Raw genomic sequence first — 19,676 nt, forward strand, 5'->3', positions numbered from 1 at the left:
TGTTTCCCCGGAGTGGCCGGGAGGAAAACCTCCCGGCATACTCGTCAAACCGGCATTTGCTGGCGCATGTCGGCCTTGTCGATGCCCGCCACGACAACCGGCTTCTTCATTGCATCGCGGCGGAATGGTTCGCCCAGTTCCTGGTTGAGCACCACTTCGATGAAGGTGGTCACGCCCTTTGCCTGTTCGTCGATCGCCGTCTGCAAGGCTTCGGTGAGCGCCTGCTGGCTATCAACGGTCACACCCTTGAGGCCGCAGCCATCAGCCACCTTGGCGTAGCTCAGGTTCGGATTGAGCTCTGTGCCGACAAAGTTATTGTCGTACCAAAGCGTCGTGTTGCGCTTTTCGGCCCCCCATTGATAGTTGCGGAAGATGACCATGGTGATCGCAGGCCAACCCTTGCGGCCGATGGAGGTCATCTCGTTCATGGAGATGCCGAACGCACCGTCGCCAGCAAACCCGACCACCGGCGTGTCGGGCTGGCCGATTTTCGCGCCGACGATGGAAGGAAAGCCATAACCGCACGGGCCGAACATGCCCGGCGCGAGATATTTGCGGCCTTGCTCGAAACTTGGATAGGCATTGCCGATGGCGCAATTATTGCCGATGTCGGTGGACATGATGGCGTTTTTCGGCATGCCGGCCTGAATGGCGCGCCATGCCTGTCGCGGCGACATGCGATCCTTTTCGCGGTCCCTTGCCTCCGCATTCCACTGTGTGCCGGGGTCGTCATCCTCATGATCCATTGAGGAAAGCTGCTGCAGCCAGGCGGACTTGCGCTGATGGATGAGTTGCTTGCGCTCATCGCGACCGGTATTGCCCGCATTGGCTCCCAGTTGATCGAGGATCTGCTGTGCAACCTGCCTGGCATCACCGCAAATGCCGACCGAGATTTTCTTGGTGAGCCCGATGCGGTCCGGGTTGATGTCAACCTGAATGATCTTTGCATCTTTCGGCCAGTAATCAATGCCATAGCCGGGCAGTGTCGAGAACGGGTTGAGGCGGGTGCCGAGGGCCAGAACAACGTCAGCCTTGGCGATCAGCTCCATCGCGGCCTTCGAACCATTATAGCCGAGTGGGCCTACGGACAGCGGATGGGTGCCGGGAAAGGCATCATTGTGCTGATAGCCGCAACAGACCGGCGCATCGAGCCTTTCGGCAAGTGCAATGGATTCCGGGATCGCGCCACCGATGACGACACCCGCGCCGTTGAGAATAACCGGGAATTTTGCTTCCGTCAGAAGCTTTGCTGCTTCGGCAATCGCCTCGCGACCGCCGCTCGGGCGTTCCAAACGCACGATTTGCGGCAGGTCAACATCGATGACCTGCGTCCAGAAATCGCGCGGAACGTTGATCTGTGCCGGAGCGCAACCGCGCCATGCCTTCTCAATCACCCGGTTCAGCACTTCGGGAATGCGGGTCGCATCGCGCACTTCTTCCTGATAGCAGACCATTTCCTCGAAGAGCGCCATCTGGTCCACTTCCTGAAAGCCGCCCTGACCAATGGTCTTGTTGGCAGCCTGCGGCGTGACAAGTAGCATGGGTGTGTGGTTCCAGTAGGCCGTCTTGATGGCGGTCACGAAGCCGGTCACGCCCGGGCCATTCTGGGCAATGGCCATGCCCATCTTGCCGGTCACACGGGTATAGCCGTCGCAGATCAGCGCCGCATTCGTCTCATGCGCGCAATCCCAGAAGGTAATGCCCGCCTTTGGAAAAAGATCAGACACCGGCATCATCGCAGAACCGATGATGCCGAATGCATGTTCTATCCCGTGCATCTGTAGAACCTTAACAAATGCCTCTTCCGTCGTCATTTTCATGGCGCGTACCTTTCCTTGGAATTCAGAGAACTTCGTCTTTCAGCGCATACCAGCGATACATTGCGCGCTGGCCTATGCGCCTGAATGGGGTCAGCATGCCGTAGCTCGGCAGCTCGGAGGTGAAGATCGGCAGGTCCAGTCCCTGTCCGCCACCTGTCATCAATTGGGCGACGCGGCGTCCGGCCTGCGCCGAATACATCACGCCATTGCCGCCATAACCCATGGCATAATAGATTTCCTGCGACGGATCAGGCCGATATATGCGGGGCATCATGTCATGGCTGACATCGACCCAGCCCCACCAGGAATAGTCGATCTTGACGCCTTTCAGGGCCGGGAATTTTCGGTAAAGGCCAGAAAGCAGAAGATCGTAGTGCTTCGGGTTTGGAGCATCAGCTCCTGTAATGGCGCTGCGGCTGCCGATCTGCATCCGCCCATCCGGCAGAAATCGGTAATAGTGGCGAAGCGTGCGTGTATCGGTCAGCGGGATGCCCGTTTTCGGACCGCATGCCTCGATTTCCTCCGCTGTCAGCGGCCGCGTGACGATGGAATTCGACAGCACCGGCATCAGCCGGTAGCGGGTGAGCGGATGAAGGCCGGGGGAGGTATACCCTGCCGTCGCAAAGCACACCTGTCGCGCCTTGACCGTGCCGTTCGGCGTGTTGAGGTGGAAGACATTGCCGTTCTTGCGGCAACTTAGAACGGGGCTTGAAGTGTGTACCTTCGCTCCAAGCTTGCGGGCCAGCCGGAGATAGCCGAAGGCCAACTTTGCGGCGTGAATCCCCATCCCGTCCGGTTCGTACATCGCACCGCGTGCTTCCTGATCGCGGATGAAATCGCGATGAACTTCATCGCGGCTGACCATCCGTGTGCGATAGCCGAACACGTCATTCAGCAGGCGGGATTCCTTCTCCAGCGATGGGAGAACCTTGTCGCGATGGGCGATGTAGAGATGACCACCATCCTGCGGGTCGCAATCGATTTCGGGTTCGGCAATCAGAGACCGGAAGAGATCGAAACCTTCGGCGATTTCCCTGTGCAGCTTGCGGGCAACGTCCACGCCCCAACGCTCGATCCATTGCGATCGTTTGAGCCGTCCGGCGGAAATCTGCGCCTGTCCGCCATTACGGGTGCTGCATCCCCAGGCCACGCCGTTCGCTTCCAGTATCGTGGCCTTGACGCCATGGTCGCGGGCAAGGTGGATCGCTGCCGAAAGACCCGTGTAACCAGAACCGACGATGACGACATTTGCGTCAACGTCGCCCAGAATGGGGCCGTCATCTTCCGGCGCAGGTCCGGCCGTGCCGATCCAATAGGTCGGCGCATAGTCACGGCCTTGTCCTGGCGTTTTTGAGACCACCGGATCATAGGCGGGATCGAATGGTTGGGTGGCCGAGAAACTGTTGAGCGTGTGGGTATCCATATGTCGGTCCTCCAAATCACCGACGGACAATGTTGGGGCTTACGCCTTCAGCAAAGGCCGGTTCTTGCGGAATGCCTGCTTGCGGACGATCTTGCCGCCGCGCTGTGTGAAGAGATCGCAGCCTTCGGCCTCGACGCGCGCGCCGCTGGCATCGGTCCCGCGAAAGGTCCATTCGGATACGGCGCGGTCGCCGCTCACGAAATGCCGGTGTCCGTCCCACCTCACGTCGGGCATGGCAGCCCAAACCCCGGAGAATGCCTTGGCAATGGCGTCCTTGCCTTCGAGGCGCGTGCCGTAGACCTCATCGCCACCGATGGTGAAGAACACGCAATCGTCGGCGAAAAAGGCCATGATCGCGTCAATGTCGTGCCGGTTGAAGGCGTCGAAAAGATCGGAAAAATGTTTCTCTGTGAGTTGTCCTGCGGACATTCGGTTGCTCCCTGCCAAGTCTGGTATGCGTCTTGTTTTGGGCAAAGCTTGCCCGTGGCGCGGCAGCACTGCCGCGCGGTTGATATTTACGAATTGGATTTCGGACGGGCTGTTTAAAGCGGTCGAGGCATCGTCAGATTTTGCCCTTCCACGGAATAAGCACCTTTTCCAAATAACGGATCAGGAGGTCGAAGGCGAAAGCGAACACGCCTATGACTATAATGCCCATGATGACGGTGTCGCTTGCCAGAAACTGCGCGGCATTGAGCACCATGAAGCCAAGCCCGCGATGTGCTGCCACCATTTCCGCGGCAACCAGCGTCGTCCAGCCCACACCGATGCCGATGCGCATGCCGGTGAAGATTTCCGGCATCGCCGCTTTCATGATGACCTGGGTTATCACCTGTGTCCGGGATGCGCCCATGGCGTAGGCGGCATGGATCTGTTCCGTCGAGACCGAGCGAACACCGGCTCTCGCCGCAATAGCCATCGGCGCGAAGATGGCGAGGAAGATGAGGAACACCTTCGGAAATTCGCCGATGCCGAGCCAGATGATGATCAGAGGCAGATAGGCAAGCGGCGGCAACGGACGGTAGAACTCAATAATCGGGTCCAGCACGCCGCGAACGAAACTGCTCATGCCCATCATGATCCCGATCGGAATTGCCGTGACACAGGCAATCGCGAAAGCGCCCAATACGCGTCCAAGGCTGGCGAGCGTATGTTCGGCCAGAGTGGAGTTTGCCACACCGTCGGTCATCGCCACCATGAACTTGCCATAGACCGCAATTGGTGAGGGGAGAAATAGCGGCTTGACCCACCCCATTCCAGTTACGAGAAACCAGAGCCCCAGCAAGATCAGTGCGGTCACAAGGCTGATGAAGCCGCTGTTGCCATCGCCGGGCGCGCCATAGATTTTACCGGGTTTGACTGGTCGTGCCCGAGTGACGAACTCAAGCATGGACCAGTTCCGGGTTTCCTGATGCACGTTCATCGCCATAGATAATCCCCAGAATTGTCTCACGCATCTTGATGAAATCGGGACTGGACTTGACGGCGCGCGCGTCACCGCATTCCAGAAAGCGTCGGTTGAAATCCAGATCGTAGGTGTGAGTGATCCGTCCGGGACGCGGCGACATGACGATCAGGCGCGAACCGAGAAACAGGGCTTCTTCGACGCTGTGAGTGATGAAGAAGAACATTTTGTTGGTCACTTGCCAGACCCGCAACAGCAACTCCTGGATCGTCTCGCGGGTGAGGGCATCGAGCGCTGCCATCGGCTCGTCCATGAGCAGCATCGCTGGATCGCATGTAAGAGCGCGGGCGATGCCCACGCGCTGCTGCATTCCGCCGGAGAGTTGGTAGATCTTGTGATTATGAAAATCCTGCAGGCCTACCAGAGCCAGGTTTCTTGTGGCGCGTGCGCGGCGCTCTGCCTTCGGCACGCCTTGAAGCTTCAGGCCGAACTCGGTGTTGTCGATGACATTGAGCCAGGGAAGAAGTGCGTGTTTCTGGAACACGACACCCCTGTCGGCGCCGGGGCCGCGCACCTGCCGTCCACCCAGCGTGATTTCACCGGATGACGGGATCATGAAACCCGCCATCAAATTGAGAAGCGTGGTCTTGCCGCAGCCGGACGCACCCAGCGCCACCACGAAATCCCCGCTGTCGATCCGCAGATTGACACCCTTCAGTGCAATCACGGCTTCTTCCACATAAAGACCGGGATAGGTCAGACTGACATTCGATACGTTCAAGGTTTCCATAACGTCACCTTTCGGGAACGAGAAAGCGGCTCCGGCATAAACCAAAGGTTGCATCATTGCTGGAACCGTCTCGGTTCAGCGACTGTCCCTCAAAGACATGCGCTGGCGGAGGCGCTTGAATTACTTCACGTAATTACTTTGCGGCTGCTTCGGCAAAACTGCCATTTACGTTGCCGCTATAGTCGTCCAGAGCCTTGTCGAGCTGTTTTTGATCAACGAGGAATTTTGCGCTCTGGGCGACAGATTTGAGCGCACCGCTGTCCTTGCCACCGCCGAGCCAGCTCGGCGATGCCTGTTCTTCCACTGTCGGGAAGGACAACAGCGCGAGCGCGCCGGGTATATCAGCGGCATTGCCGCCGATCAGCTTGACCATACCCTTCACCTGGTCCGAATCTGCCGTCCACTGGCCACCATTGGCCTTGTAGTCGGCATAAGCATCCTTGAGCACGGCGGTGAAGGCGGTCATAAATTTCGGATTCTCGCTGGCGAAACTCTTGTCGACCACAAGCCCGTCGAAAGTCGGAACACTTTTTGCGCCAATTTCTTCCGAATTGGCAATTTCCTTGCCCGACTTGAGAATTTCGGAAAGAGCAGGGGGCCAGACATAAGCCGCATCGATATCGCCCCGCTGCCAGGCGGCAACGATTTGCGGCGGCGTCATGTTGAGGATTTCCGCATCGCGTGGATTGATCTTCCAGATGTCGTCCATGCCGACGAGAAGATGGAAGTGCGAGGTCGAGACGAACGGCACGCCGATCTTCTTGCCCTTGAGGTCTTCCGGCTTCTCGATGCCGGAACCTTCGCGCGCCACCAGTGCTTCCGACTTGCCGATATTATCGAGGATCCAGAAGAGCTGGAGGTCGACCCCGCGTGTGGCAGCTGCCGCGATTCCTGTCGAGCCGATCACACCTACCGGCACGTTGCCGGACGCAAGGGCCGTGGAAATATCCCCGCCCGACGCGAACTGGCGCCAGTCGATCTTGTATCCGGCCTCCTTGGCGGCCGCATCGAATTTTCCGTTGGCAATCGCAGTCAGAAACGGCCCTACGATCTGCTGATAACCGACCACGACCGTGGTTTCGGCATAGGCCGCAGACGTGGAAAGCGCTGCTGCGGCTGAAAATAACACCACCCGTTTTATGCTGTTGAAATAGTTCATGGAGTTCCCCTTCCATTTAAGAACCACGTCTGACTTGGTCATGACCGTTGGCGTTTTTCGCCAATCTCCAGTTCCGATTACAAACGATAGCCACGTCATCACATTTGCCTTATATCCAGTTGGAATAGTCAATAAGTCCAGTTTGACGGCGGAGACGGTGCCGCCGGAGATGCGGACATGCACACACTTTCGCCAGGCGCAATTATTCCATGGGGAAAATCAGAAAGAAGAAACGCTATTGCTAAGTGGAGCATGAAGCGGAAAAACTGACGCAAACCGAGGCGCAGTTGCAGATTTACTAATGGAGCAGGGCTTTGGACGCCGTTTCGCCAACGATATTCTTCATAGACGGCAGCCGAAATACCGGATTGCAATCGCAGATCCGTGAAACCACTGTATCGGCCATTCTGTCTGGGGCCGTTTTACCGGGCGCGCGCATGCCGTCGACGCGAGGGCTGGCCGATTATCTGAAAGTCTCGCGCCTGACGGTAACGCTAGCCTATCAGGAGCTTGTTTCCCAAGGCTATCTGGAAGTGCGTTCGCGCAGTGCCTACCATGTGGCCACGACACCGCCCATCAGTCATCCCGACAGGGATTTCTTGCAGACCCCCGATACCGCTGTCGACTGGTCGTCCAAACTGCGTCCCGGCTTTAATATCGCCAAGACCATTCGCAAGCCGCTGGATTGGCGAAAATACCGCTATCCTTTCCTTTATGGCCAGATGGATCAGACCCTGTTCGACCTGGCCGCATGGCGTGATTGCGCCCGGCGTGCGCTTGCTCGGGAAGATTTCATCCTCATGGCAGGCGATTTCGCCGCGGCGGACGATGTTGAACTTGTCAATTATATCCGCTCCCGGACGCTGCCGAGCCGAGGGATACGCGCGGAGCAGGACGAGATATTGGTTACGGTTGGCGCGCAGAATGCGCTTTGGATCATCAGCCATCTGCTTTTGACACGGCGTTCGCATGTCGTATGCGAGAATCCGGGCCATCCGGACATCAGCGCTACGCTCCATCTGACGGGAGCCCGCGTTACGGCACTTGATGTCGATGAAGGCGGCTTGCCGCCCGAACTTCTGCCGGACGGGATTGACGCGGTCTTCGTTACGCCAAGTCATCAATCCCCCACAGCCGCCACCATGCCCCGGGGGCGGCGTATCGCGTTGCTGGAGGCGGCGGCCGAACGAGATTTCGTCATCGTCGAGGACGACTACGAATTCGAGATGAGCTTTCTCCAGCCACCGACCCCGGCGTTGAAATCGCTCGACCAGTATGGTCGCGTTCTCTATGTGGGCAGCTTTTCCAAATCGCTTTTTCCGGGACTTCGGCTCGGTTATCTTGTCGCCCCGGCTCCCGTCATTCGCGAGGCGAGGGCGTTGCGCGCGCTGATGTTGCGTCATCCGCCCGGACATCTGCAACGAACTGCCGCCTATTTTCTGGCGCTTGGCCATTATGATGCAGTCATTCACCGAATGCGGATCGAATATCACAAGCGTCACATAGCCATGATCGAGGCTCTCGATCGGGAAGGTTTGAAAATCGCGGGCAAGTCCGCGTTTGGCGGTACTGCGTTCTGGATCGAGGGACCTGAAGGCATGGATGCCGACAAGCTCGCACGTGATCTGCGAGAGGACGGCGTGCTGATAGAGTCCGGAGCGCCGTTCTTCTGGAGCGACGACCGGCCCTGCCGTTATTTTCGCATCGCCTATTCTTCAATTCCACTCAACCGCATCGCGGAAGGTATAGAACTTCTGGCTAAAAGAATGCGAAAAATCTTTCAATTCAGGAACGGTTGAGTTCAGCCTGCGTTCATGTGGATTGCGATAACGGATTTGTGAAGTCGCCGGAATTTGTCCCAATTCAGTGGGTACCGCTGGCGACGTACGGCGTCCTTGCCTGCGAATCCATGGGCAGACGCACACCAATTCTGCCTTCCAGAAGGAGAAGGATATATGTCTATTCGTTCGAAGCTTCTTGCCACGGTTGCGGTGCCGGTTCTGTCGGCCTCCATTCTCGCGCAGCCCGTGCTCGCAGATACGCTGACGGCTCCAATCCTGCTGGCACAGGAGAATGGGGACCAGCCATCCGACGAGCAATTGCTGCAACAGCGCGAGGCTGAGGAACAGCAAAAGGCGGCAGAGGATGAAGCGCGCCGGGCTGAGGAGCAACAGCGCGCTGCCGACGAGGAAAACCGTCGTCAGGCGGAAGAGCAGAAACGAGCTGCGGAAGCGGAGGCGCAGCGCCAGGCCGAAGAGCAGCAGAAGGCGGCCGAGCGAGAGGCAGAGAAACAAGCCGAGGAACAACAGAAGGCAGCAGAGCGCCAAGCGCAGAAGCAGGCCGAAGAACAGGCCAGGCAGGCGGCCGAGCAGAAAAAAGCCGAGGAGGAGGCGCAGCGCCAGAGCGAACAACAGCAGCAGAAGGCTGCTGAAGAAGAAGCCCAGCGTCGCGCCGAAGAACAGAAGAAGGCAGAGGAAGAGGCTGCTCGCAAGGCCGCTGAACCGCAGGAGCAGACAGCGCCCGCCGAAAAACCTGTGAAGGAAGCTCCTGCAAGTGAGCCCGAAGCGAAACCCGAGCACCCCGCACTCGAGAAGCCCGTGAAGGAAGCTCCCGCTCCGCAAGCGGAAAAGCCTGCCGAGCAACCGGCAGAAGCATCTCCGGCGACGCCTCAGCAGAAAGAACCTGCAGAAGAGTCCATCGTTGAGCATCCGGAAGAGGTTCCGCCGCAGGAGCCGAAAGCAACGGAAGCTCCACAGAACGAAGCGCAGCCTGCACAGCCGGTTGAACAGCCCCAATCGACCGACGGTCTGCAAAAGCCTGCGCCGGAAATAGTCGATCATCGTTCGACCGAGGAAAAACAGGAGATCGCCAAAGATCCCGCGAAGACCGACGACACAGTTGTCTTGCCGGTTGAAAATGGCGCCGCCATTCTCGACAGCGACAAGGATGCCGACAATTCCGGTGGAAGCCAGTCGCGTGAAGAGCGCCGCAAGCAGCGCGAGCAGCAGCGCTCAGCCGAGGAAAACGCCCCGCCACCCGCAAATGATGCGGCGGCGCAGGTCGCTATGCCGGAAGAAGTGAAGGCAGCGCTGCCTCAGAAGATCGAGGCCAATCTCAAGGAAGAGGGTACTCGGATCAAGGAAGCGCCCGTCTTTGCCGTGCCGGAAACCACCAATATCGTCAACAACACGGTGGTGAACAACACGGTCATAAACAATACGACGGTAAATAACGTGACGAACAATGTCACGAACGTCAAAGTGATCGAGGAAGTCGACAACCGCGTCATCCTGGATGTCGGCGACCGTATCTTCGTTCGCGGCGACGACCGCCCGAGACTGCGCCGCGATGCCGAGCAGACTTACTATGATGAATTGCCGCGTGGACGCACCCGCGAAACCATCGTTCGTCCCGGCGGGAACCAGATTGTCACGATCTATGATCGTTACGGCGACATTCTTCAGCGTTCCCGTATCGACCGCGACGGCAACGAGTATCTGATGATCTATGCGCCCGAATATGACGACAATCCGCATGCTTCGATTATCGATGTCGGCTACGAACTGCCGCCAATGCGTCTCACGATTCCGGTAAGAGATTATATCATTGACGTCGCTGACGATCCGGATCGCGATTTCTACGATTTCCTCGCCATGCCGCCGGTGGAGCGTGTTGAGCGCGTTTATACGATCGATGAAGTTCGTCATTCTGCCCGTCTGCGTGACAAGGTGCGCCGCATCGATCTGGATACGATCCACTTCGCTACCGGAAGTGCCGAAGTTTCGATGTCGCAAGCCAAGACCTTGCGCAAGGTTGCGACCGCCATGCAAAAGGTGCTGGCGAAGGATCCTGGCGAGACCTTCTTTATCGAAGGACATACTGATGCCGTAGGGTCGGACCGCTCAAATCTGGTCCTGTCGGACAAACGAGCTGAGTCCGTCGCCAGCCTTTTGACGGAAGTCTATGATATCCCGGCTGAAAATCTCGTGACGCAGGGTTATGGCGAACGCTTCCTCAAAATTCGCACACAGGCAGCGGAGCAGGAGAACCGCCGCGTCACCATCCGTCGCGTGACGCCACTTGTCCGCCCCGTTGCAAAACGTTGAACGAAAAATAACCGGATGCGAGCCTCGCATCCGGTTATCGCATGGAATTGATCTTGATCAGGCGGTTTTGGGTTGGGCCGCACTTACCTGTGCGAGCAACAGTTCGCTCATCGGACGCGGCTTCACCGCCTCGATCTGCACCATAAGTTCCGCGATTTTTTCGGCGTCGCAGACACCGCACTCATAAATCTGGATGATTTCGCGCGCCATTTCGTCCTTATGGGGAGAGGTGATCGGGCAACGCGCCATTGCTTCGCACGACTTCACATAAGCCGCTTGCAGCTCTTTCAACTCGGCGGGTTTGAAGCGCCCGAAATAGTAATCTCTCGAAAATGGCATTCTATGCATTCCGCATATGGCTGGCCGACCGATCGTCCTGTCAGCCCATAAATCCGCGTGATCCACTATACTAAAATATAGCTGATTGCAAAACTTTATATCGAAGAATTGTTTACTTTATGTAAAATACTCTGTGAGGGCAGGGTGCAAAAGAATTACATCGCAGTCCTTAATTCGAGCGCTTGCACAACGCCGACTGACTAGACTCGCGCGAGTTCGAGCTTGGCCACGATTTCTGCAATCTTGTCCGGGTCATGTGCACCGGATTCATATGTTCGGATGATTGCTCGTGCGAGTATCTCTTTATCTTCGTGTGTTGTGGGGCAGCGATCCAGAACCGCACAGCAACGGTTATAGGCAACCTGAAGCACCCGAAGGTCTTCAGGTGCGTATGTTCCTTGATATTTGTTACCGCGAAATGGCATTGGGGGCCTCCCCTTCAACTGATTGAACCCCTAATTTAAGGGGAATGCAACTGATCGTTTTATGACAGTGACGCAAGCCACGTTGGACAGTGTTTTCGAAAGCCCCGTTTCATGGGATACAAACAGCGATAAAGTCTGTCTTCCACTTCGTTGGCCCCTAAATCCCGCTGCAAGTGTGTTGAAAGCTGGTTGAAAGCTTGCCTGCGATATCCATTCAAGACCGATAGAGGAATCGGCATCAGGAGGGGCTTGGTTTTGCCGGGCCAGCAGGAGCACTCGGAGGAGCATAGATGAAAATCTCTATAGATTCATATCGCCATCTGTTTGGCGCAGCCATTATTGGCGGCGCGATGGTAATTGGCGCAAACGCGGCCCATGCCGAAAAACTGACGGTAATCGTTGGTGGCATGGAAAAGCAGATTTACCTTCCAGCCGTGCTGACGGAAAAGCTCGGTTACTTCAAGGATGAAGGCCTTGATGTCGAACTGATCAACAGCCGTGCAGGCGTCGATGCGGAAAACGAGCTTTTGGCTGGTGCAGCCCAGGCCGTGGTCGGCTTTTACGATCACACCATCGATCTTCAATCGAAGGGCAAGTTCATCCAGTCGATCGTACAGTTCAGCCAGGCGCCGGGTGAAGTGGAACTCGTTTCCAGCAAATATGCCGATCAGATCAAGTCGCCCGCCGATTTCAAGGGCCACACGCTGGGTGTCACGGGTCTCGGTTCTTCTACAGACTTCCTGACCCAGTACCTTGCCATGCGCAACGGCTTGAAGCAGGGCGACTATACGTTGTTGCCGGTTGGCGCAGGCAACACTTTCATTGCAGCCTTCAAGCAGGATGCCGTGCAGGCGGGCATGACCACGGAGCCGACTGTCGCCAATATGCTGAAAAGCGGCGATGCGAAGGTGCTGGTCGACATGCGCACGCCAGATAAAACCATCGAAGCCCTTGGCGGACCTTATCCGGCTGCTTCGTTCTACGTGCAGAGCGCATGGCTTGAGACACATAAGGAAGATGCGCAGAAACTTGCCAACGCATTGGTCAAGACCATGCGCTACATCGCTTCGCACAGCGCCGAAGAAATCGCAGACCAGATGCCCAAGGATTATTATGTCGGCGACAAGGACCTCTACGTGAAGGGGCTTGCCGAGGGCAAGGCGCAATACACGCCGGATGGCCGCATGCCGAAAGATGGTCCTGAAACTGTTCTCAAGGTTCTTGCAACCTTCAAGAAGCCGCTTCAGGAAAAACAGGTCGATCTTTCGAAGACCTTCACGACCGAGTTCGTGGACAAGGCCAACGCAGCGCTTGACGCCGCGAAGTGACCAGCCTGAGACTGACGTTCACGTAGAACGTCAGTCTCACTGTTTCAACATATTCAGCCGCATTGCAGGCACGCGACAGAGCATTTCAGCAAACGGAAAAACCGTTTTGGTGCGGGATGCTCGATAACGAAACTGTCGCGTGCGAGCGGTGCCGCATACCCGCGAGGAACCCATGCTCATGGAAGCCCCCAGTACCATTGCGCGTGAAACAGATGGCAACAGTGTGCCTGCAATCGCGCTCAACAATGTAACCCGCCGTTTTGTCACCCCCGACGGCAAGATGATGACCGCATTGCGCGACTTCACCATGAATGTTGCGCAGGGCGAATTTGCCTGTGTCGTCGGCCCGACCGGCTGCGGCAAGTCGACGACGCTTAATCTCGTGACAGGTCTCGCCAAGCCAAGTGCCGGTGAAGTTCGTCTGATGGGTAAGCCCATCGAAGGTATCAGCCCCGATATCGGTTTTGTGTTTCAGGCGGATGCTCTGTTTCCGTGGCTCAGCGTCATCGACAATGTGAGCGCGGGTCCGCGCTATCGCGGCATGGGCAAGGAAGAAGCCTATGCGAAAGCGCGCAGCTGGATCGCCCGCGTCGGACTCGCCCGCTTTGAAAACCACTATCCACATCAGCTCTCCGGCGGCATGCGCAAGCGCGTGACGCTGGCGCAGACATTCATCAACGAGCCGAAAATCCTGCTCATGGATGAACCGTTTAGCGCGCTTGACGTGCAGACACGCACCTTGATGCAAGGTGAATTGCTCGATCTCTGGCAACAGTCTGGCGCATCGGTCATCTTCGTTACGCACGATCTCGAGGAAGCGATTGCTTTGGCCGACAAGGTTTATGTGCTGACCGCCGGTCCGGCCACGGTCAAGAGCGTCTACGACATCGATATTCCACGCCCGCGCGTCATGGAAGACATCCGCTACGACAGCCAATTTGTCGATATTGCCAAGGTCATCTGGGACGATCTGCGCGAGGAAGTGCAGATCGGTCAGAAGCGCGCGCTGGCAAGTGGCAACTAATCGGAGAAAAATGAAATGACAACACAAACTCTCTCCGCGTCAGCAAACTTGCAGTCCAGTGCAAGTAAGGACGAACTTGCACGCACCGAAGCAAAATTTCGCGCTGCAATGCGCCGCCGCCGTGCCGTGGTTATCCTTGTGCGCCTCGCCATTCTGGTCGCCGTTCTGGGTGGTTGGGAACTCGGTGCACGGACGGGCCTGATCGATCCATTCTTCTTCGCGAGCCCTTCCGGTATTGCCAACCAGATATGGATATGGATCACGGAAGGCACGTCACAGGGGCCGCTTTCGGAGCAGATCATCGTAACCCTTGAGGAAACAGCGCTTGGCTTCCTGATTGGTGCGGTTGGCGGCGTCATTTGCGGCATCCTGCTGGGCCGCAACAAGTTCCTCGCCGATGTGTTCTCGATCTACATCAAGATCGCCAATTCCATCCCGCGCGTCGTGCTGGGTTCGATCTTCATCATCGCGCTTGGGCTCGGCATGGCGTCCAAGGTGGCGCTGGCCGTCGTCATGGTGTTCTTCGTCGTGTTCGCCAATGCGTTTCAGGGTGTACGCGAAGCTGATCGTGCGCTGATTGCAAATGCGCAGATATTGGGTGCTTCCCGTTCGCAGATCACACGCACCGTCATCGTGCCGTCAGCCATGAGCTGGATTTTGGCAAGCCTTCACGTCAGCTTCGGTTTTGCGCTCGTCGGCGCCGTCGTCGGTGAGTTTCTGGGCGCGAAGAAGGGCGTGGGCCTGATGATCTCAACGGCACAGGGCACATTCAATGCCAATGGCGTCTTTGCTGCCATGGTCATTCTGGCGGTGCTGGCGCTCGTCGTGGAATATATTATCACGCTGATCGAAAACCATCTGGTGAAATGGCGTCCACAGGCGCTTTCCGAACAGGGAAGCTGATAGCCAGACAGTTGAGCAGGTCAGGCGGCGGGCAGGGTGACAGTCACCGTGAGCCCGCCGCCTTCCGTTTCGGAAAGCGACACATCACCGCCTGCGGCATCGGCCACTTCACGCACGATGGCGAGACCCAGCCCGCTTCCATCTGCCAGAGTGCCTGGAACACGATAGAAGCGTTCGAAAACGTGTTCATATTCGCTGACCGGAATACCGGGGCCGTTATCCTCGACCCGTAATTTGATTTTGTGTCCATCTTGATCGATCACAAGCGTGACCGTGCCGCCTTCCGGCGTATAGGTGAGGGCATTGTCCACCAGATTGACGATCATCTCGCGCAGCATGGTTCCATCGCCGGAAATGATCGGCTTTTTCGCTTTAAGCTCGAACCCGAGATCGATCTTGCGGTCGAACGCCTTGCCTGCGAGGCTTTCCAGAATTTGTTGTCCCGCCTCCGCCAGATCAACCCGATCAGCGCGTGGACGCCTGCTGCCCGGTTCGGCGCGGGAAAGCGTCAGCAATTGTCCGGCCAGCCGCGACAGCTGCATGGACGTATTCTTGATGCCAGCAAGGACATCCTTGCGGTCATTTTCTTCGGTTGCCCGTTCTGCGAAGCTGGCCTGTGTCGAAAGCGTCGCAAGCGGCGTGCGCAACTGATGGGCCGCATTCTGAATGAAACGGTGCTGCGCCGACATCTGCTTGCGTACGCGTTCCATATACTGGTTCAGCGCCGTGACGAGCGGTCGAAGTTCGGTCTGGACGGTCTGTGGATCGAACGGTTCCAGTTTCGATGTGCGATTACGGACTTCATTGCGAAGCCGGATCAGCGGGCGCAACACAAAGCGCAAGCCCAATAGCGAGAGAGCACCGGCAACGATGATGAGCAACGATTGTTCCAGCACGGAGTTCAGCCAGAGTTCCCGTTGCATGGCGGTGTATCCCGCAAGGGTGACACCCACGACCACATCTACAGCTTGTGGCAGGGTGGAAGGTGCGGCAACAGGATGGCGCAACACAACCAGACGCAAGGGACGGTCGCGGTAGGTGCCTTCATAATGAAGCGGATCGTAATTCGTGATTTCGGCGGGCATGGGCAAGTCGGGAAATCCTGCCAGCAGTCGTCCATCGGACGTCTCCACACGATAATAGACCCGGTCGCCATATCCCGTTGAAAACATTTCCAGTGCGACCGGCGGAATGACCGCATCGATGGCATTGTGCGACGCGGCAGTCGCTTCGCCGATTGCCCGTGCGGACGCTGTCAGCATTCGGTCTGATACGATCCCGGCCATGTTTTCCGACGCGCGCCATGCTGTCCAGAGATTGATCCCTGCCACGATAATCAGCGGGATTACGATCCACGAAACGAGTTGGGCGCGCAGGCTTTGGGAGAGGCGGGTGAACAGCCGTTTCATCTCAACTCGCTTCGCGCAGCAGATAGCCCAGGCCGCGCAAGGTCACGATCTCGGCTCGGCTGCCCTCCAGCTTCTTGCGGAGACGATGAATGTAGATTTCGATGGCGTTTTCGTCGGTTTCGCTGTCGAAATTGTAGATGCCCTGCACAAGCGCCGTCTTGCTGACCGTGGTTCCGATGCGCCGCAACAGCTGTTCCAGAACTGCATGTTCCTTCGGGGCAAGTGAAAGCGGATCGTCTCCAAGCGAGAATAGCCGGGTATTGGTGTCGAAACGTAAAAGCCCGCAGGTCACAACGGGCGCTGTTCGCTGGCTGGCGCGGCGAAGATGCGCGCGGATACGCGCTTCGAGTTCGCTTAGCTCGAAGGGCTTTGCCAGATAGTCGTCGGCGCCGGCATCCAATCCACGGATACGCCCGTCGAGACTGGCATTGGCCGTCAGGATGATGACGGGTACTTCATTACCCTTGCCGCGGACGTGTTCCAGCACATCGAGCCCGGTTTTGTCGGGGAGGCCGAGATCAAGAATCACCAGATCGTACTCTGTGAAGGCGAGCGCCTGTTCTGCATCAGCAGCGTCGTGCACGGTATCGACGCTATAGTTTGACTGTTGCAGGCTTTTGGCCAGCCAGTTTGCGAGGGTGAGATTATCTTCGACGAGCAGGATACGCATGGCTGACGATGATAGAGGTTTCAGTCCCGGGTCAAGAAGATTGGCTCGTAAATCGATGAATCAGATGAATATCTTCGGGTTCGCGCTCGAAGAGCAGCGGATCCGGACTGACTGTAACTTTCGCGCCCTGTTTCATATAGAAATCGACTGTCCGCCGCGTGGGTGTCGCTGAAATATAAAAGCCTTTCGCTCCGGCTTCCTTAGCAACGGCCATGCTGCGCCGATAGAGTTCGCCTGCAAGGCCCAATCCCCGGACGGCGTTATCGACATGCATGAAACCAAGCTGATGTAGTTCTGGATAGAGGCCGACAGGACGCACATCCGTAACCGCGACGGCAACCAGGGCACCATCCGCTTCAGCACCGAGAAAAACCCCGCCGTGGTCGTAGCAGTCGAGCAGGATGGGCGTGTAGATTTCCGCTTCGCCTTCCGGCCAGCCGCGCACATCGTAGAACTGCGGTTCCAATACGAGCTGGTCGCCTTGCAGGCGATACATTTCCTCAATGATTTCGCTGCGGTCGATTTGCCAGATGTCCGTCACTTCGCTTCTTCCGAGCGGACGTATAGTGAAATCTGCGAGCTTCTTTGTCTGTACCATGAACGTTGCCCCGGAAGTTCAGTTCGCGGAACGAACTACCGTTTCATCCATGGATACTCAAGGGCAGATATTCAAAGCAACAGCCCCGTAAAAGCGACGTTTTTCCAATTTGCCACGTGAAACGTGCCATATTGCAAAAACTGACGATAATTTTGACCACTATCGCGGCTACTCCTCGCCATTCGTCTCGGGTACTGCTCAGTACAGGTGCAAGGAATATTGAGGCGTGTGGGAGGCCAGAAGCCAACTTCAATCGGATTGACGGGACCTGAACGGCGAATAGAGGGCTGAAAATCGCCCGAAAATTTGCAATTTTGCGTCAACTCTCCGATCTGCCCTTGCGGGAGCGGGGCCTGAGTTCTATCAGCATCATCAAAAATTAGAGCACACGGAAGGATCGGCAATCGCGATGCCGAAACCTGCCGAAGCCCGCCAGTTTCTGACATGGCGGGGAAATGAGCGATGGAGCCAAGTTGAAAAACCATCACGATATCTGGGATATTGTCGACGCCAAGAGTGCCGCATATTTCGAACTGAGCGATACGGTTTGGGATAATCCGGAAACCAACTATGAAGAATACAGATCGAGCGATGCCCACGCGGCGATGCTGGAAGCCGAAGGGTTTCGCGTCGAACGCGGCATTGCTGGATTGCCGACGGCGGTAATGGGCGAAGCTGGCGAGGAAGGGCCGGTCATTGCCATTCTTGGTGAGTTCGATGCCCTGCCGGGGTTGAGCCAGGTAGCGGGACTGGCAGAAGAGAAGCCTGTCGAGGCAGGCGGTCACGGACATGGTTGCGGCCACAATCTGCTGGGTGCTGGATCGCTACTCGCTGCTGCTGCCGTGAAGGATTATCTAGCTGCACAGGGCATCAAGGGACGCGTGCGTTATTATGTTTGCCCGGCGGAAGAGGGCGGTTCGGCAAAGGGATTCATGGTTCGCGAGGGACTATTCGACGATGTCGATATCGCCTTCTGCTGGCATCCTGCGCCATTTGCGGGCGTAAACGATCCGGTCTCGCTCGCCTGCAATGAAATCAATTTTCACTTCAGCGGCCGTGCGGCCCACGCTTCGGCAGCACCGCATCTCGGACGCAGTGCGCTTGATGCGGTCGAACTGATGAATGTCGGCGTGAACTATATGCGCGAGCATATGCCGTCCACGGCGCGCATTCATTACGCTGTAACCGATACAGGCGGTTTTGCGCCCAATGTCGTGCAGGCCAGGGCAACGGTCCGTTATCTCGTTCGCGCCCGCAGCCTGCCGGAAATGCAGACGCTTCTCGAACGCGTCAAGAAGATCGCCGAGGGCGCCGCGCTGATGACCGAAACCACGGTGCGCAGCGAGATCGTTAGCGGCGATGCCGATTTGATCGGGAACACACCGCTGGAACAGTTGATGCAGATGCAGCTTGAGCGTCTGGGCCCTCCGGACTTTGACGATCAGGACCGCGAAACGGCAAGCCGCTTCCAGAAGACGCTTTCCAGGGAAGACATTTCCGATGCCTTCCGCCGCTTCGGTGTCGAGCCCAAGGACGGCCTTTCGCTTTGCGAAGATATCTATACGCCTTATAAGGGCGACAACACCCTCGTCGGCTCCACCGATGTGGGCAGTGTGAGCTGGGTAGTGCCCACCGTGCAGATGCGCGGTGCGACCTGCGCAATCGGCACGCCGCTTCATTCGTGGCAGATGGTGGCTCAGGGCAAGCTGCCGGCAGCGCACAAGGGCATGGCGCATGCTGCAAAGATCATGGGTAGCACGGCCATCGAACTGTTCCGCGATCCGGCACAGATCGAGAAAGCAAAGCAGGATCACGAGAAACGGCTCGGCGGAGCCGTTTTCGTCAATCCGATTCCAGACAGCGTTCAACCCGCTCTGCCCGAAACCGCAAAATGATGCAGCGAGCAGAAAGATTCTGAAAATAGAAATGACATTCATTCCCCCAATTCCAACAAGGCCTGACGCATCATGAAGCAGATGGGCTTTCTCGATATTCTGAGTTTCGGCCCTGACGGCTGGGGCTATGTGCTGATGATGGGCGCACTGGTGAGCGTGGCCTTGGCGGTTCTGGGCTTTCTGCTCGGCGCGGCCATCGGCGTGTTCGCTGCCTGGGCGAAGATTTCCGGCGGGCGCACGCTGCGCACCGTTGCCGACGGCTACACCACGATCATTCGCGGCATTCCCGATCTCCTCGTCATCTATCTGTTCTATTTCGGCGGCAGCGCCGCCGTTACCGCCATCGGCAAATATTTCGGTGCGGAAGGTTTCGTAGGCTTTC

Annotated in this window: 17 protein-coding genes; 7 read left to right on the forward strand and 10 right to left on the reverse strand. The window is 57.3% G+C overall.

Going from position 1 to position 19,676, the window contains the following annotated elements; all coding sequences use genetic code 11:
• Positions 1-44: 44 nt before the first annotated feature.
• The 6 genes from xsc to tauA all read right to left on the reverse strand — a co-directional run bounded on the left by xsc (position 45) and on the right by tauA (position 6,597).
• On the reverse strand, positions 45-1,820 hold the full coding sequence (gene xsc, locus ABWW28_RS24260) for a sulfoacetaldehyde acetyltransferase (protein ID WP_021585614.1): 1,776 nt from the start codon (positions 1,818-1,820) through the stop codon (positions 45-47).
• Positions 1,821-1,842: 22 nt separating this feature from the next.
• Positions 1,843-3,243, reverse strand: coding sequence for an NAD(P)/FAD-dependent oxidoreductase (locus ABWW28_RS24265; RefSeq protein WP_176587840.1), 1,401 nt, complete (start codon positions 3,241-3,243; stop codon positions 1,843-1,845).
• 39 nt (positions 3,244-3,282) lie between these two features.
• Entirely contained in the window at positions 3,283-3,672 is a 390-nt protein-coding gene (locus ABWW28_RS24270) for a nuclear transport factor 2 family protein (RefSeq protein ID WP_113476063.1), read from the reverse strand.
• A 133-nt stretch (positions 3,673-3,805) separates the two neighbouring features.
• On the reverse strand, positions 3,806-4,633 hold the full coding sequence (locus ABWW28_RS24275) for an ABC transporter permease subunit (protein ID WP_176587839.1): 828 nt from the start codon (positions 4,631-4,633) through the stop codon (positions 3,806-3,808).
• Positions 4,626-5,438 (reverse strand): taurine ABC transporter ATP-binding protein, encoded by an 813-nt coding sequence (locus ABWW28_RS24280; RefSeq protein ID WP_006471747.1) that lies wholly within the window; start codon positions 5,436-5,438, stop codon positions 4,626-4,628. Before ABWW28_RS24280 ends, ABWW28_RS24275 begins: the two co-directional genes overlap by 8 nt.
• Positions 5,439-5,571: 133 nt before the next feature.
• On the reverse strand, positions 5,572-6,597 hold the full coding sequence (gene tauA, locus ABWW28_RS24285; RefSeq protein ID WP_151569456.1) for a taurine ABC transporter substrate-binding protein: 1,026 nt from the start codon (positions 6,595-6,597) through the stop codon (positions 5,572-5,574).
• 314 nt (positions 6,598-6,911) lie between these two features.
• Between tauA and pdxR the strand changes: the two genes are divergently transcribed.
• Both pdxR and ABWW28_RS24295 read left to right on the forward strand, forming a co-directional pair.
• A complete protein-coding gene (pdxR, locus tag ABWW28_RS24290) occupies positions 6,912-8,396 on the forward strand; it encodes a MocR-like pyridoxine biosynthesis transcription factor PdxR (protein WP_176587838.1) in 1,485 nt (494 codons plus the stop codon).
• 156 nt (positions 8,397-8,552) lie between these two features.
• A complete protein-coding gene (locus ABWW28_RS24295) occupies positions 8,553-10,703 on the forward strand; it encodes an OmpA family protein (protein WP_176587837.1) in 2,151 nt (716 codons plus the stop codon).
• Between the two features lie 57 nt (positions 10,704-10,760).
• Here ABWW28_RS24295 and ABWW28_RS24300 read toward each other — a convergent pair whose 3' ends face one another.
• Positions 10,761-11,042 (reverse strand): hypothetical protein, encoded by a 282-nt coding sequence (locus ABWW28_RS24300; RefSeq protein ID WP_113476074.1) that lies wholly within the window; start codon positions 11,040-11,042, stop codon positions 10,761-10,763.
• 715 nt (positions 11,043-11,757) lie between these two features.
• On the opposite strand from ABWW28_RS24300, the gene ABWW28_RS24305 reads away from it, so the two are divergent.
• From ABWW28_RS24305 to ABWW28_RS24315, 3 genes are all read left to right on the forward strand, one after another.
• Positions 11,758-12,795: an ABC transporter substrate-binding protein gene (locus ABWW28_RS24305; RefSeq protein WP_006468777.1), complete on the forward strand. Its 1,038-nt coding sequence runs from the start codon at positions 11,758-11,760 to the stop codon at positions 12,793-12,795.
• 172 nt (positions 12,796-12,967) lie between these two features.
• Positions 12,968-13,819 (forward strand): ABC transporter ATP-binding protein, encoded by an 852-nt coding sequence (locus ABWW28_RS24310; protein ID WP_176587835.1) that lies wholly within the window; start codon positions 12,968-12,970, stop codon positions 13,817-13,819.
• A gap of 15 nt (positions 13,820-13,834) precedes the next feature.
• Entirely contained in the window at positions 13,835-14,722 is an 888-nt protein-coding gene (locus tag ABWW28_RS24315) for an ABC transporter permease (RefSeq protein WP_176587834.1), read from the forward strand.
• Positions 14,723-14,742: 20 nt separating this feature from the next.
• On the opposite strand, the gene ABWW28_RS24320 is transcribed toward ABWW28_RS24315, so the two are convergent.
• The 3 genes from ABWW28_RS24320 to ABWW28_RS24330 are packed head-to-tail and all read right to left on the reverse strand — an operon-like array spanning position 14,743 to position 17,399.
• Positions 14,743-16,131: a sensor histidine kinase gene (locus ABWW28_RS24320; protein ID WP_176587833.1), complete on the reverse strand. Its 1,389-nt coding sequence runs from the start codon at positions 16,129-16,131 to the stop codon at positions 14,743-14,745.
• A 1-nt stretch (position 16,132) separates the two neighbouring features.
• Complete coding sequence (locus ABWW28_RS24325; protein WP_075041446.1) at positions 16,133-16,801, reverse strand: response regulator; 669 nt, start codon at positions 16,799-16,801, stop codon at positions 16,133-16,135.
• Between the two features lie 31 nt (positions 16,802-16,832).
• A complete protein-coding gene (locus ABWW28_RS24330) occupies positions 16,833-17,399 on the reverse strand; it encodes a GNAT family N-acetyltransferase (RefSeq protein ID WP_176587832.1) in 567 nt (188 codons plus the stop codon).
• A gap of 455 nt (positions 17,400-17,854) precedes the next feature.
• Between ABWW28_RS24330 and ABWW28_RS24335 the strand changes: the two genes are divergently transcribed.
• Positions 17,855-19,294: a M20 family metallopeptidase gene (locus ABWW28_RS24335; protein WP_353392589.1), complete on the forward strand. Its 1,440-nt coding sequence runs from the start codon at positions 17,855-17,857 to the stop codon at positions 19,292-19,294.
• A 72-nt stretch (positions 19,295-19,366) separates the two neighbouring features.
• The coding region (locus tag ABWW28_RS24340; protein WP_353392590.1) for an ABC transporter permease subunit at positions 19,367-19,676 on the forward strand (310 nt) is incomplete at its 3' end.

Source organism: Brucella sp. NBRC 14130, from assembly GCF_040371715.1.
GTDB lineage: Bacteria > Pseudomonadota > Alphaproteobacteria > Rhizobiales > Rhizobiaceae > Brucella > Brucella intermedia.